The 14,674-nt window shown below is 70.5% G+C and carries 10 protein-coding genes; 3 read left to right on the top strand and 7 right to left on the bottom strand.

The features are described 5' to 3' along the window. Positions 1-9 precede the first annotated feature (9 nt). The gene (locus CLV63_RS24545; RefSeq protein WP_245929030.1) at positions 10-1,491 is read right to left on the bottom strand and encodes a polymorphic toxin-type HINT domain-containing protein; all 1,482 of its coding nucleotides are present in this window, start codon (positions 1,489-1,491) and stop codon (positions 10-12) included. Between the two features lie 393 nt (positions 1,492-1,884). On the opposite strand from CLV63_RS24545, the gene CLV63_RS24540 reads away from it, so the two are divergent. Then, entirely contained in the window at positions 1,885-2,769 is an 885-nt protein-coding gene (locus CLV63_RS24540) for a hypothetical protein (protein WP_106585569.1), read from the top strand. A gap of 381 nt (positions 2,770-3,150) precedes the next feature. Here CLV63_RS24540 and CLV63_RS24535 read toward each other — a convergent pair whose 3' ends face one another. Then, complete coding sequence (locus CLV63_RS24535) at positions 3,151-3,906, bottom strand: hypothetical protein (protein ID WP_106585568.1); 756 nt, start codon at positions 3,904-3,906, stop codon at positions 3,151-3,153. Between the two features lie 333 nt (positions 3,907-4,239). Here CLV63_RS24535 and CLV63_RS35175 point away from each other — a divergent pair, with 333 nt between their 5' ends. Next, on the top strand, positions 4,240-5,979 hold the full coding sequence (locus CLV63_RS35175; RefSeq protein ID WP_342751435.1) for a nucleotide-binding protein: 1,740 nt from the start codon (positions 4,240-4,242) through the stop codon (positions 5,977-5,979). 59 nt (positions 5,980-6,038) lie between these two features. Continuing rightward, complete coding sequence (locus tag CLV63_RS24525; RefSeq protein ID WP_106585567.1) at positions 6,039-7,136, top strand: MinD/ParA family ATP-binding protein; 1,098 nt, start codon at positions 6,039-6,041, stop codon at positions 7,134-7,136. Between the two features lie 97 nt (positions 7,137-7,233). Here CLV63_RS24525 and CLV63_RS24520 read toward each other — a convergent pair whose 3' ends face one another. The 5 genes from CLV63_RS24520 to mgrA form a co-directional block, all read right to left on the bottom strand. Then, the gene (locus tag CLV63_RS24520; RefSeq protein WP_106585566.1) at positions 7,234-8,952 is read right to left on the bottom strand and encodes an ABC transporter family substrate-binding protein; all 1,719 of its coding nucleotides are present in this window, start codon (positions 8,950-8,952) and stop codon (positions 7,234-7,236) included. Between the two features lie 61 nt (positions 8,953-9,013). Further along, positions 9,014-11,146: an ABC transporter ATP-binding protein gene (locus CLV63_RS24515; RefSeq protein ID WP_106585565.1), complete on the bottom strand. Its 2,133-nt coding sequence runs from the start codon at positions 11,144-11,146 to the stop codon at positions 9,014-9,016. An 18-nt stretch (positions 11,147-11,164) separates the two neighbouring features. After that, positions 11,165-12,091: an ABC transporter permease gene (locus CLV63_RS24510; RefSeq protein ID WP_106585564.1), complete on the bottom strand. Its 927-nt coding sequence runs from the start codon at positions 12,089-12,091 to the stop codon at positions 11,165-11,167. Positions 12,092-12,157: 66 nt separating this feature from the next. After that, positions 12,158-13,141 carry an ABC transporter permease gene (locus CLV63_RS24505; RefSeq protein ID WP_106585563.1) on the bottom strand — a complete coding sequence of 328 codons (984 nt, stop codon included), beginning with the start codon at positions 13,139-13,141 and terminating at the stop codon, positions 12,158-12,160. 447 nt (positions 13,142-13,588) lie between these two features. Further along, complete coding sequence (gene mgrA, locus CLV63_RS24500; protein WP_106585562.1) at positions 13,589-14,665, bottom strand: L-glyceraldehyde 3-phosphate reductase; 1,077 nt, start codon at positions 14,663-14,665, stop codon at positions 13,589-13,591. Positions 14,666-14,674 lie beyond the last annotated feature (9 nt).

Raw genomic sequence — 14,674 nt, 5'->3', positions numbered from 1 at the left:
CGTTCAATCTCAGAGCGTGGGGTTGCCTTCGAGCGGCATCTTGATGGTCTTCCCGTTCTGGGACACCTCGACGTAGGGTCCGTGCGTCAGCGGGTCGGGCCGGTTGCCCGCCTTGTACCCGGGCATGATCCTGATCTGGCGGCCGAAGTTGTTCGGGTCGACGTATACCGTCCCCCCGCCCTTCTTGCTGGGCTTGCTGGTCCACCCCTCGGGGATGGAGTCGGCGACGTCCTCCGACGAACGTCCCCGCAGCGACTCCGCGTCGAACTTCTTCGGGTCGCCGATGTCCTCGAGGCCGTCCTTCGGCTTCTCGGGTTCGCATTCGTCGTCCTTGCCCGGCGTCGAGTTGCTGTTGTGGACGAGGACGGGCGTGCGCCCCGCTGCGACGTAGAAGGTGTGCAGGTCGGCGACTGTCAGGTTGTGGACACGCTGGTCGCCTTCCGTCCGCGGCCGGACGGTCTCGACCTGTGTCCACGCGCCGGTCCCGGTGCGGAGCCGGGTATCGGTTCCGAGATCCGCGGCGTCGACCCATTCTGCGCTTTCGGGGACCCAGAAGGGGTGCTCGGCCGTGGCCGTGACGCGCCCGGACCGGCCGCTGTCGTCGACGACGGTGATGTCGACCAGGGACTTCGTTCCGGTGCCCTCGATCAGGCGGGTCACCGGGCGGGGGCCTTCGGTGCCGGTCCGCGGGTCGAACGCGAGGACGTCGTCGCCGACCTCGACGTCCTCGATCGGCCGGGTAGACCCGTCGCCGAGCAGCACCGGGGTCCCGGGAACAAAGCTGTTCTTCGGTCTCGGGCAGCTGGTCGGCTCCTTCTTCTCCTGCTCTTTCTTCTTCTTGTCCTTCAGGTCGTCGAGCTTCTTCCTGCGGTCGGCGACCTTGTCCGCGGCCTTGTCGAGGACCTTGGAGCCCTTGCGCCACTTGTCGAAGAGCTTGTACGCCTTGGGGATCTTGCGGGCGAACTTGATGGCCTTGCCCCACGGGATGGCTTCCAGGGCCGTCCACAGGCACGCTTGGACGTCGCCGTCCAGGAAGCACTTCTTGGCGTCGGTGAGGCCGATCAGATCCTCAAGGAGGTCCAGCAGTTCCTTGTCGAGGTTGCCGTACTCGCCCTTGGCGTCCCTCTCCTCCTTCTCCGCGGCGGCGAGGTCCTGCTCGGCCTTCTCGATCTGCTCGTCGAGGTCGGAGGGGACGGCAGCGGGATCGGTGCCCGCCTGCTCGGGAGCGTCGGGGGATCCACCGCTCTCCTCGGGCTCCTCGGGGTCGCCGCCGGGCCCGCCATTGCCGGGGTCGCCGTCGCCGGAGCCGGGGTCCGCGGGTTCGCAGTCGTCGCCGCCGAACAGTCCGCAGGTGGCGCTCGCGACAGCGGGCTTCACGTCGGTGGGCAGGCCCGCGCTGATCAGTGCACCGAGGATGACGGCGACGAGCACCACCAACGCGGCGTACTCGACCTTTCCGGCGCCCGATTCGGCACGCCATACCCAGCGCACAGTGGCAGCTCTTCCCATGGATCACGATGTGGACCCGGACCGTCCGGAACCTCGGAGCGGAGAGCCGGCGGCGGACGGACGCGAAAAAGGGTCCGAAGGGAGATTAGGGAGATTTCGGCGCCGACGGGACAACTCCACTGTCCGGGATAGCACGCCGCAGGAGTGCCGCACCAGGCCGCAGGGCATGTTCAGGACCGGAACGGGACCCCGCTGGGACCCACGGCCCATGGGCGCCGCCGCCTCTTCGGCCGCGGGGCGCCGTCGGCACCGGATCCCGATGACGAGGTTTCCGGACCCGTTGGTAATTTCGGGGTACCTTTCCTACGCTTTTACCGTCCCGGCGCCCGTCGGCCCCCGCCACCAGAGATCGGTTGCCCCCTGATGAGACGTCTGATGCCCGCCGCAGCTGTGTTGTCCGCTGTGCTCGCAGTGAGCGCGTGCACCGGCTCCGGCGGTGACGGCGGCGGGAACGGGGGCGAGGGGGACGGGAAGGGCCCCCAGCCCGTCCCGGCGGACAAGATGGACAAGGCCAGCCTGCCCGACACCCCCGCCGACCTCGCCCCGTTCGTCCAGGAGCGGATGCAGGAGGCGCTGACCGTCGAGGTCGGGATCGAGCTGAGCCCTGAGGCCGATCAGGCCGACCCCATCAAGGAGACCGTGCTCGACCTCCGGATGAGCGACCCGCCGGCGGCGACGATGCAGGTCGTCGACACCGAGGCGAAGCCGCCGACCACCACCGACATCGTGGTGCTCGACGACGTCATCTACACCAAGATGCCCAAGGGCGAGGCGCTGGTCGAGGGCAAGCCGTGGATGCGCATGTCCCAGCCCGAGGTCGACAAGGCGAAGGAGGAGCTGGGCCCGTTCGCCGAGATCTTCACCGTCATCCTCGACGAGACCATCAGTGGCATCGACGAGGCGACCGGCGACTCCAGCCTGCGGCTCGTCCAGTACGGCACCCTCGAAGGCAAGCCCGAGACCGCCGAGGAGGGCGGCGAGACCCTCACCACCTACAAGGGCTCGACCAAGGCGCAGAAGCTGTCGGACCTCGGCGATGAGACCTACTCCGACCTCGCCGACCAGGGCCTGGAGTCGGTCGATTGGTCGCTCACCGTCAGCGACAAGGGACTGCCCACCGAACTCAGCGCTTCGGTGCTCAGCCCCAAGGGGGAGAAGGCCACGAGCACGGTCCACTACAAGGACTGGGGCAAGAAGCTCGACATCGCCGCACCGCCCAAGGGCGAGGTGGGCACCCTCGAGGAGAGCCTGGCGGAGTAGGGGTGGTGCTGCCCGGCCGCCGTGCCCGTCCCGCACGGCGGCCGGGCAGGTCAGTGGGGCGCGGGGCGCGTCGACCGGTCCGCACGGTGTGCGGTGGCGTCCCGTGCGCGGGGCGGCGCCTGGTGGGCCGGGCGCGGCCGCCCGCCGGGCATCACGGCGCCCCGGCGGGGATCGCGTGGCCGCCGCGGTCGTAGCGCCGCCTTCCCAGCATCGCCGACTCCTCGCGGGTCGTCTGCCGTGCGGCGGCCGGGGCCGCCGTGTCCGGTTCCGGCCAACGGTACTGAGCCGACCGCCGGGACGGACAGGGTCGCCGAGCCCAAATCCCGGGCGGGACCAGGGGCCCATCAGGTCCCCGGTACGCCCGTTCGGCCGGCGCGGCGGTCAGCCGCAGGGCACCTCGACCTCGGGGAACAGCGGCAGGTCGTGCCAGCCCTCGCCCTCCTGGTAGCAGAGGCGCCCGGGGATGGGGTCCTGCTGCTTGACGTCGTATCCCCACAGCTTCTCGGGCGTTTCGTACTCGATGTAGCCGAAGCTGTCGAGGCCGGTGCCGTCGGCGAGGGGGCGCACCTCGGGCACCGTGAAGCTGAAGTCCTGCTTGGGCTCTGCCGCGTCGAGGCTCGCGAGCATTCCGTCGTCGCGCACGGGGAAGGTGTCGAGCTGCGCCGCCCAGCTTTCGGCGTTCTCGGCGCGGTCCTTCTTGTACAGGTAGGCGGTGAAGTCGTTCGAGTGGAGCTCGTAGCCGCCTTTCTCGCCGTGGTACTCGGCTTCGGCGGTGAAGACGACGTCGTCGCCCTTGCGCCGGGACGACTCGAAGACGATGGTCAGGCGGGGCTCGTGCGCGACGCCGATGTCGGCCGAGTCGCCCTTTGCGGGCGGGACGGTCGCCAATTGGATGGTGTCGTTGGCGGTGGCGGCCGTGCGGACCCCGCCGATGTCCGGCATCCCCTTCCCGGTGGGGCCGCCGCCGGGAGGATCGGCCTTCTCAGTGGGCGACGGGGTGGCGTCCGACTTCGGCTCGCCGCCGCTGCCGCCCAGGCAGCCGGACACCGCGGTGAGGACCGCTGCGGCGAGGGCCGCGGTGCGCAGTGCCCGGGAAACGTGCCGGGGGTGGCGGCGGGACGGGGCTGGGTCGTGCATGCGCGTGTTCCTGTCGGCTTCGGGGGAGCGGCACCGGACGCTCCGGTGCCGGTTGCCGCAGCCTAGTGCGACGCTCCGCGTACGCCGGGGGTTCCGGGCCGTGCCCGGCGGCGCGCGGTGCGCTCGCGCGGCTGGACCGTTCACCGGCAATTATGAGCCCCAGGACTCACGACAGGAGCCTCAGGGCGCGGTACCCTGCTTCGGATCGGCATTTTTCGGCATGAGAGAGGTCTCCCCGTCGTGTCCGTTCCCCCTCTTCTCCCTTCCAGTCTGGGAGAGAAGCCCGAGGACCCGGGTCACGAGCCCGCTGCCGAAACCTCCGAAGCACTGCACATGGACACCCTGCTGCGCAGGCGCGCCACCGGCCCGAGCAGCGGCTGGCGGCGGCTGCTGTTCAAGGTGAGCGGCGGCCAGATCGACCCCGGCGAGTCGCCCGGCGAGCTGCACCGGCAGCGCCTGCGCGCGACCACCCGCACCCCCCTTGCCAACGGGCACCACCGGGTCGCGGTGCTCAGCCTCAAGGGCGGGGTCGGCAAGACCACCACGGCGGTCGGCCTCGGCGGCATGCTGGCGACCCAGCGGGGCGACCGGGTCATCGCCGTCGACGCCAACCCCGACCGCGGCACCCTCAGCGAGCGCCTGCCCGAGGACCTCCGCCCCACCATGACAGTGCGCGACCTGCTGCGCGACCGCGATGACGTCCTGCGCTACGCCGACGTCCGCAACTACACCGGCCAGGCAGAGTCGCGCCTGGAGTTCCTCGCGTCCGAGCAGGACCCCGCCGTGAGCGAGGCGTTCAGCGAGGCCGACTACCGGGTGGTCGCGGGCATCATCGAGCGGTTCTACTCCATCTGCATCACCGACTGCGGCACCGGCATCCTGCATTCCGCAATGGACGGCATCCTCGACCTCGCCGACCGCCTGGTCATCGTCAGCCCGCCGTCCGTCGACGGCGCGCGCAGCGCCTCCGCGACCCTCGACTGGCTCGACGCCCACGGGCACGGTGCGCTGGCCGCCGAGTCGGTGGCCGTCATCTCGCAGGTCGAGCGCAAGAGCGACATCGACCTCAACGAACTCGAGTCGCACTTCACCAGCCGGTGCAGCCGGGTCATCCGAGTGCCGGTCGACCGCCACCTGCGGCAGGGCTCCCCCGTCGATCTCGACGCCATGCACCCGCGGACCCGCGAGGCGTTCCTCGAACTCGCCGCCGCCGTCGCGCAGGGGTTCCAGGGCCCGGTGACCGACCCCGCCCCGCCCGCGCAGGCGCCCCGCGCCGCCCCGGTGCACACCGGCCCGCCCACCCCCCGCTTCGAGCCCATGGCCGCGCCGGCGGCTCCCGCGCCACCCGAGCACGCCCCGGGCCAGGCGCCCCCCGTCGAGCCGCAGCCGCCCGCCCAGTGGTTCCCGCGGCAGGCACCTGCGGCCGCCCCGCCCGCGATGCCTCCGGCCGCGCCCGCCCCGCCCGCTGCGACCTCGCCGGCGGCGCCCCCGGCCGCGGTTCCGACGCCTGAGGCGCCGCACGGCGGCCAGGCCACCGAGCCGCCCGCCGCGCACGTCCCGGCCGCCCCTGCCCCCGAGGGCCCCCCGGAGGCGCAGTGGTTCCCCGAGGAGCCCGCCGGCTCCCCCGCCGGGCCCGAGCCTGCCGTTGCCGAGCCGCACCCCGGCCCCGAAGCCGCGCACGCGGAGCCCCAGGTGGCCCCTGAGGCGCACCCGGCCGCCGAGGACCCGCCGCACGAGCCCGCCGACGCCCATGAGACCCCTGAGGCCCTCCATGAGGCGCCCGCGGCGGACCCCGGACCCGAGGCGCGCGCCGAGGAGGCCCCGGCCGAGTCCACCGACGGCCGCGAGGAGCCCCTTGAGTCCCCGGAGGCGCCCGCGGCGCTCCCCGAGCCCGCTGAGGCGCACGGCGCCCCTCCGGAGCCGCAGGAGGCTCCTGAGGCCGACGACACCGCGGCGGCGCAGTGGTTCCCCGAGGAACCCGCCGGGTCCACCGCTGAGCCCCGCAGCGACGACGCCTCGGCCCTCGATACTCCCCGCTCGACGCCTTCTGCGGACACCCCCGCAGAGTCGTGACCGGGCCGCCCGGTCCGTGTCCCGTTTCGCAGCACCATTCGTGAGGAACGGTCAAGCCCGTGCACACTCCCGCCGCACCCGGCCAGCAGCCGCCGGTCCCTCCTGTCACCGGCCCCGTGAACGGCCACGACTCCGGGCACCCTCCTGCGGGGCACGCCCCTGAGCCGCAGCACCCGCCGCTGCCCACTGAGCCGCCCGCGCCCCCGCAGGCGCCGCCGCGGCAGGCCCGGACCCACGACCTCACCCCGGAGCGGCTGCTCCGCGGCCAGAAGGCGCCGCCCACCAAGGGCTGGCGGCGGGCGCTGTACACCGCCACGGCGGGGGTGGTGAACCCCGGTGAGTCAAAGGCGGAGCTGCTGAAGCGGGAGCTGCGCTCGCGGATGCGCACCCCCGTCGACTCCGGGCACCACCGGGTGGCGGTGCTCAGCCTCAAGGGCGGGGTCGGCAAGACCACCACGACCGTGGGGCTGGGGTCGGTGTTCGCCGAAGGGCGTGGCGACCGGGTCATCGCCGTCGACGCCAACCCCGACCGCGGGACCCTCACCGAGCGGCTCGCACCCGAGCTGCGCGGCAGCCTCACGGTGCGCGACCTGCTGCGCGACCGCGACAACCTCGACCGCTACGCCGATGTGCGCGCCTACACCAGCCAGGCGCCGTCGCGGCTGGAGTTCCTCGCCTCCGACATCGACCCCGCTGTGAGCGAGGCGTTCAGCGCCGACGACTACCGCAGTGTCGCGTCGGTGGTCGAGCGCTTCTACTCGATCTGCATCACCGACTGCGGCACCGGCATGCTGCACTCCGCCATGAGCGCCATCCTGGAACTCGCCGACCAGATGGTGCTCGTCGTGCCGCCGTCCGTCGACGGCGCGCGCAGCGCCTCCGCGACCCTCGACTGGTTGCAGGCGCACGGGCACAACCGGCTCGCGGAGAACTCGGTGGCGGTGCTGTCGAAGGTCGGCAAGCGCGGCGACGTCGACCTCGAAAAGCTCAGCGCGCACTTCACCGGCCGGTGTCGCAGCGTGGTCCGCATCCCGGCCGACCGCCACCTCGAACAAGGGTCCGGTATCGACCTCGACAAGCTGCACCCGGCCACCCGGCACGCCTACCTGCTGCTCGCCGCCGAGATCGCGAGCTCGTTCAACAGCGCCGCCAGGTAGCACCCGGCCCCCGCGCACAAGGAGCGCCCCCGCCCGGAGGGGAGTGGGCGGGGGCGCGGGGTCCGGCGGGTCGGCCGCGCCGACCCGCCGGGGGTTCCTACTTCTCCAGCCAGCCGATGTCCTCGTACTTGATGGACGCCAGGCCGTTCTCGCCCCAGTTGGCGAGGTCGGCCTTCACGGCGAAGTTCCCGGGACGCTGGTACAGCGGGACCCCGACCCCGAACTTCCACAGCTCGCGGTCGATCTCGTTGGCCTTCGCCGCGTACTCGTCGGGGTCGGTGAGGGTGACGAGCTCGTCGAAGCCGTCGTTGATCTTGTCGTTGGACGTGAAGGAGAGGTTGTTGCCCCAGATCTCCTCGCCGTCCTCGTCCTTGCCCTGCGGCCCGGCGAAGTTCTCGGCGGAGTCGCCGGCGTAGGGCACGGTGCCGGTGAGCACGTAGGTCGCCATGTCGTACTTGCCGGGGATGATGTACTCCTCGAAGAACGCGGTGTTGGGGACCGACTCGATGTCGACCTTCACCCCGATCTCCTTGAGCTGCGACTGCGCGATCTCGGCCTCGTCCTGGGAGATCTGGAGCCCGGAGGTGATCACCCACTGGAGGGTGAACTCCTTGCCGTCCTTCCTCCGGACGGCGCCTTCCTTCTCCTGCTTCCAGCCGGCCTCGTCGAGCATCTTGCCGGCCTTCTCGGGGTCGTACTCCCCGTAGCCCTTGCTGTTGTCCTTGAAGCCGGGCTGCGGCGAGCGGAGGAGCCGGTTGACGGTGGGGTCGGTGCTCCAGTCGATGGCCTCCAGCGACGCCGAGGCGAGCGCGGAGCGGTCGATGCCGTGCGTGATGGCGTTGCGGATCTTCGGGTCCTCCAAGGGGCCCCGGCCCTCGCCGCCGTTGAGGGAGATCAGCCGGTAGCCGTTGTTGACGGCCTTGGTGATCCGGGAGCCTTCCTTGTCCTTGAGCAGGTCGTAGCCTGCGCCGTCGTAACCCAGGTAGAAGCCGTCGATCTCATCGTTGTTGTAGATCTTGGGCAGGGTGTCGGACTCGTAGTTGTGGTAGACGATGCTGTCGAGCTTCGCTTCGTCACCCCACCACTTGTCGTCCTTGTTGACGGTGATGGTCTCGGCGGTGTCGTCGAACTTGACGTCGCCGAACGGCCCCGAGGTGACCGGCATCGCGCTCTTGTAGCCCTCGTTGAACTTCTTCGGGTCCTTCATGAACTCCTTGGGGTACAGGGGTTCGAAGAGCCGGGGCCACTCGGCGTAGGGGGTCTCGAAGGTGAAGACGACCTCGTTCTCGCCGCCCTCCTCGACCTTCTCGATGTTCTCGTACCCGTCGGGGTTGCCGATCTCGAACTTCTTGTTGCCGGTGTGCCCGCCGACCGTCTCGACCTGCTCCTTGTAGTCCTCCCAGGTGATGGGCTTGCCGTCGGACCACTCGGCTTCGGGGTTCAGCGTGAAGGTCAGCGTCTTGCCGTCCTCGGAGATGTCGCTCTCCTCGACGAACGCCTTGTTGGGCTGCGGGACGCCCTTCTCGTCGTACTTGTGCGCGATCGGCATCGAGGAGTGCACGATCCGGACGACGTTGGCGAGGTTGCCGTCGGGGTGGAAGGTGTTGTACTGCGTGGGGTACTCGTTGATACCCCAGTGGAAGTCGCCGCCGTCCTTGAGCTTGTCGCGCCCCTGGACGTTGATGTCCTGGGCGGGGATGTCGGCGAGCTTCTCCTCGTTCTCCCCGCCGCCGTCACCGCCGCCGCTGCACGCGCTGGCTACCAGGGCCAGGGCAAGGAGTGGGGCGGCGAGGGCCGCCGAACGTCGCATTCGCATGTGCTCTCTTCCTTAGCTGAAGGGGATCATCGCGGCAGGAGGGCCCCGCCGGACCGGTGGATCACACGACCACGCGCGCCTCCGCGTAGTGGCACGCGGCCGCCTGGTCGTCACCCGCGACGGGTTCGAGGCCCGGCTCCGTGGTCAGGCAGGCTTCCTGCTCGGCAGGGTCGAGGATGGTGAACTTCGGGCAGCGGGTGCGGAAGCTGCACCCCGACGGCGGGTTCGCCGGGCTCGGCAGGTCGCCCTCCAGCAGGATGTGCGTCCTGGCCCGCTCCTTCTCCGGGTCGGGCACGGGGATCGCGGAGAGGAGCGCCTGGGTGTAGGGGTGTGCCGGGGTGGCGTAGATCGACTCGACGTCGCCGATCTCGACGATCTTGCCGAGGTACATGACGGCCACCCGGTCGGCGATGTGCCGGATCACCGACAGGTCGTGCGCCACGAACAGGTACGACAGGCCCAGTTCGACCTTCAGCTGCTCCAGCAGGTTGATGACCCCGGCCTGGATCGACACGTCGAGGGCCGACACCGGCTCGTCGAGGACCAGCAGCTTCGGGTCGAGCGCGAGGGCGCGGGCGATCCCGATGCGCTGGCGCTGCCCGCCGGAGAACTCCTGCGGGTAGCGGGCGGCGTGCGCGGGCTCCAGGCCGACCACGGTCAGCAGCTCGTTGACGCGCGAACGCACCGAGGGCGCCGAGTGGCCGTGGGTGCGCAGGGGCTCAGCGATGATCTCGAACACCGGCATCCGCGGGTCGAGCGACGACATGGGGTCCTGGAAGACGACCTGGAGGTCACGCCGGACCGCGAAGCGCTGCCGCGCGTTCATGCCGCCGGCCTGCTTGCCGAGGACCACGACCGTGCCGCGCTGGGGCGCCTGGAGGCTGAGGATCTCCATGAGTGTGCTGGACTTGCCGCAGCCGGACTCCCCCACCAGCCCGAGCGTTTCGCGTTCGCGGATGTCGAAGGTGATGCCGTCGACCGCGTAGACGGTGCCCACGCGCCGCTTGAACACCGCGCCCTTCATCAGCGGGTGGTGCTTGATGAGGTCGTTGACCTCCAGGACCACCTCGCGCTCCGCGCGCGGGACCGCGGCCTCGGCGTCCTCGGGGAGCTCCGGCAGCGGGTAGATGTCGGCCGCGGTCCAGGCGTTCTCCTCGATCTCGCCGGCGCGGATGCACGCGGCGGCGTGCGTCGAGGCGCCCACCTGGTAGAGGGCCGGCTCCGACTCCGTGCACGCGTCCTTGACGAGCGGGCAGCGGGGGGCGTAGGGGCAGCCGGGCGGCAGCGCGGTGAGCGAGGGCGGGTTGCCCTTGATGGGGACGAGGGGGGTGCGCTCCTCCAGGTCGAGCCGCGGCACCGCGCCCAGCAGCCCCATGGTGTAGGGCATGCGGGTGCGGTAGTAGACGTCGTCGACGTCGCCCACCTCGACGGCGCGCCCGGCGTACATGACGAGGACCCGGTCGACGAACCCGGCGACCACGCCGAGGTCGTGGGTGATCATCACGATCGCGGCGCCGGTCTCGCGCTGGGCGGTCTTCAGCACCTCCAGGACCTGCGCCTGGATGGTGACGTCGAGGGCGGTGGTGGGCTCGTCGCAGATGATGACGTCGGGGTCGTTGGCGATGGCGATGGCGATCATCACCCGCTGCCGCATGCCGCCGGAGAACTCGTGCGGGAACGCCCGGTAGCGCTGCGCGGCGTTGGGGATGCCGACCAGTTCGAGGAGTTCCACGGCGCGTTTCGCGGCGTCGCCCTTTGACAGGGCCTGATTGTGCACCTGCACGGTCTCGGCGATCTGGTCGCCCACCGTGTAGACGGGGGTCAGGCCGGACAGCGGGTCCTGGAACACCATGGAGATGGCCTTGCCGCGCTTCCTCGCCATGGCCTGGTCGCCGAGCCCGAGGAGTTCCTCGCCGTGCAGCCGCACGGACCCGCTGATCTCGGCGTGCGGCGGGAGCAGTCCCATGGTGGCGAGCGACGACACCGACTTGCCGGAGCCCGACTCGCCCACGATCCCCAGCACCTCGCCGCTGCGCAGCTCGTAGCCGACTCCGCGGACCGCTTGGACGTCGGGCGCCTTCGCCGCTCCGGGGAAGGTCACGAACAGGTCGGAGACTTCGAGGACGGGGGTGTTCTCGCCGCGGTTCTCACGCACAGGAGTCTGGGTCCCGGTTCTGGTGTCGGTGCTGGTCATGTGTCTGTTTCCCGGTCCCTAGCGGCGACGGCTCTTGGCCTGGGGGTCGAGTGCGTCGCGCAGGCCGTCGCCGATGAGGTTGGCGGAGAGGACGAGCACGATCAGCAGGCCGGTGCAGAAGACGAACATCCAGGGGTAGGCGAGCGCCTGCCCGGCGCCGGTCGCGATGAGGGACCCGAGCGAGACGTCGGGCGGCTGGATGCCGAACCCGAAGTAGGACAGCGCGGTCTCGGCGATGATGGCGCCGCTGACGTTGATGGTGGCGTCCACGATCAGCAGCGACGACATGTTCGGCAGGATGTGCCTGAAGATGATCTTGGTGTCCGAGACGCCCATGTACCGGGCGGCGTGCACGTACTCGCGCTCCTTCAGCGAGATCGTCATGCCGCGGACCATCTTCGCGGTGACCATCCAGGCGAACGCCGCCAGCAGCAGGACGAAGACGAGCCAGCCCTGGCCGCGCAGCACCGGGTAGAGGATCGCCAGGATCAGGAAGCTGGGCAGCACCAGCATCAGGTCGGTGATCCACATCAGGGCCTTGTCGGTGATGCCCATGAAGTACCCGGCGAAGGCGCCGACGACGGCGGCGACCGCAGTGGTGAGCAGCGCGGCGAGCAGGCCGATGACGATGGACTTCTGGAGGCCGACCATGGTGAGGACGAAGACGTCCTTCCCGGTGTTGTCGGTGCCGAACCAGTGCTCCGGCGACGGCGGCTCGCGGAAGGAGGCGAAGTCGCGTTCGGTGAACTCCCACGGGCTGATCAGCGGGCCGATCCAGGCGGCGGCCATGAGCAGCAGGATGAGGCCGATACCGACGACAACGCGCCGGGTGGCCAGCATCTCTCGGAACACCGCGCTCCAGCGGCCGGAGACCCGGGGCTCCCCGGGTCCTGCCTCGGTGCCCTTGTCGCCATCGGAGGCCGCGTGTTCTGCGGACAGGCTCATCGGTTCGTCTCCAGCGGTTCGGCAGGGCGCCGCGGCGCGCGCCTCGGTGCAGGGGTCGGCATCGGCTCAGCTCACCCTGACCCTGGGGTCGAGCCACGCGTAGAGGATGTCGGAGAGGAACGAGGCCGCCATCACGCACACGGCCATGAACAGCGACACGGCGGCGACCGCGTGCACGTCGTTGCGGACGATCGAGTCGACCACCCAGGCGCCCATGCCCTTCCACCCGTAGATCTTCTCGGTGAAGGTGGTGCCGGCGAGGAGGATCCCGAAGGTGAACGTGAAGTAGGTGACCGTGGGGATGAGCGCGGTGCGCAGCGCGTGCTTGATGAGCGCCCTGCGCCGGGTGAGGCCCTTGGCCATGGCCGTGCGGACGAAGTCGGCGTTGAGCACGTCGAGCATCATGTTGCGCTGGTAGCGGCTGAACGCGGCGAACAGCGCGATGGCGAGGGTCGCCGTGGGCAGCAGCCCGTGCTGCATCCGGTCGAGGAGCATGCCCCAGAACCCGGCGTCGAGGTTCGCCGTGTACTCGCCGCCGTACTGTAAGAACTGGGTGCCGGTCGCCCGGTTGAACCACGCCGCCAGCACCTGGAGGGCGACCGCGATGACGACGGTCGGGATGGCGAGCACGAAGAACGCCGCGGCGGTGGCGGACTTGTCGAACGCCTTGTACTGGCGCACCGCGGAGTACGCACCGATGGCGACCCCGGTCGTGCAGCCGATGATGGTGCCGAGCACGATCAGCCGCAGGGTGACGCCCGCCTTGCGGGCGACCGCCTCGTTGACGCTCTTGTCCTCGACGGTGCGGCCGAGGTCGGCCTGGGCGACTCCGGCCAGCCAGGTCCCGTAGCGCTGCGCCAGCGGGGTCTTGTCGTTCAGGTTCAGCGCGTCGAGCCGCATCTCGATGGACTCTTGGGACGGTTTCGGCTGAAGCTGCTCGTAGTTGACGCGCGGGTTCAGGGTGGAGGCGGCCAGCAGATAGGCGAACGAGGTCGCCAGGAAAATCAGGACCAGATAGTTCACTAGTCTCCGGACCAGGAACTTGCCCAATCGGGGCCTCCCACCTAGGAACCTGCGGGGCCGGTTGCCGCGGATGGCCGACCCGTGGCGGTGGGCATGGCGAAACACCCGAAAGAACTGCGGGTGCTCGTCTCGCGCCACCGTCGAAGGTTCGGCTTCCGGCAACCAACCGAAACGTCGTGCTCCCCGGATCACGGTCAGTGAACCGGAATGCCAATGAGTGTGCGGCGCGCCAGACACCTCCCGGTCACCGCCGCATCAAGAAAGCGTCACGAGCTTTGCAAAGAGTTGACATGCGATTACAGCACTGCCAAAGGCTAGCGTTCGGCGCACGCATCGTGACATGGAGTGAGGAAATCGGGCGCGCGGACGCCGCTGGGAACCGGGTTCCGGACGGGGCCGGGCGATGCCGTCCGGCCCCGCGGCCGATGGCAGCGGGGCCGGACGCCGCGCCGCGGGGCGGCGCGCGCCGGGCGGTCAGGACTCGCTGGACCTGCGCCAGATGTTGACGCCCATGTCCACGGTGATCTCGTCGATACGGGCCAGCTCCGCCGCTGTGAGCGGTTCGGCGTGCACCGCGCCCACGCTGTCCTCCAACTGGGCGACGCTGCTCGCGCCGATGAGGACGGAGGTCGTGCGCCCGTCGCGCAGCGCCCACGACAGCGCGAGCTGGGCGAGGGTCTGGCCGCGGCCCTGGGCGACCTCGTTCAGCGCGCGGATGCGCGCGACGTTGTCGTCGGTGAGCCAGTCGGGCGAGAGCGACTTCCCGGCGCCGGCCCGCGAACCCTCCGGGATGCCGTCGAGGTAGCGGCTGGTCAGCATGCCCTGCGCCAACGGCGAGAAGACGATGCAGCCGACGCCTTCGGCGTCGAGGGTGGTGAGGAGGTCCTGCTCCTCGACCCAGCGGTTGACCATCGAGTACGACGGCTGGTGGATCAGCAGGGGCGTGCCGAGGTCCCGCAGGATGGCGGCCGCCTCGGCGGTGCGCTCCGGGGAGTAGGACGAGATTCCGGCGTACAGCGCCCTGCCGGACTGCACGGCGGTGTGCAGCGCGCCCATGGTCTCCGCAAGGGGGACCGTGGGGTCGTGGCGGTGGCTGTAGAAGATGTCGACGTGGTCGAGGCCCATGCGGGCCAGCGACTGGTCGAGGCTGGCGAGGAGGTACTTGCGCGAGCCGCCGTTGCCGTAGGGGCCGGGCCACATGTCGTAGCCGGCCTTGGTCGAGATGACGAGCTCGTCGCGGTAGGGCCGGAAGTCCTCACGCAGGATCCGGCCGAAGTTCAGTTCGGCCGACCCGGCGGGCGGGCCGTAGTTGTTGGCGAGGTCGAAGTGGGTGACCCCGAGGTCGAAGGCGCGGCGCAGGATGGCCCGCTGGGTGCCCAGCGCCTTGTCGTCGCCGAAGTTGTGCCAGAGCCCGAGCGAGACCTCGGGCAGGGCCAGACCGCTGCGCCCGCTGCGCCGGTAGGGCATCCGGCCGTCGTACCTGCCGGGGTCGGCGGTGTGGACACCGGCTGCGGGGGCATCGAGTCGCGGAATGTTCGCAGTTCGCACCATGCGCCCCAT

The sequence above is a fragment of the Murinocardiopsis flavida genome (assembly GCF_003014485.1).
Lineage (GTDB): Bacteria > Actinomycetota > Actinomycetes > Streptosporangiales > Streptosporangiaceae > Murinocardiopsis > Murinocardiopsis flavida.
Note: the sequence above shows the minus strand (reverse complement) of the source record. Positions and strands in the feature narration are given on the sequence as shown.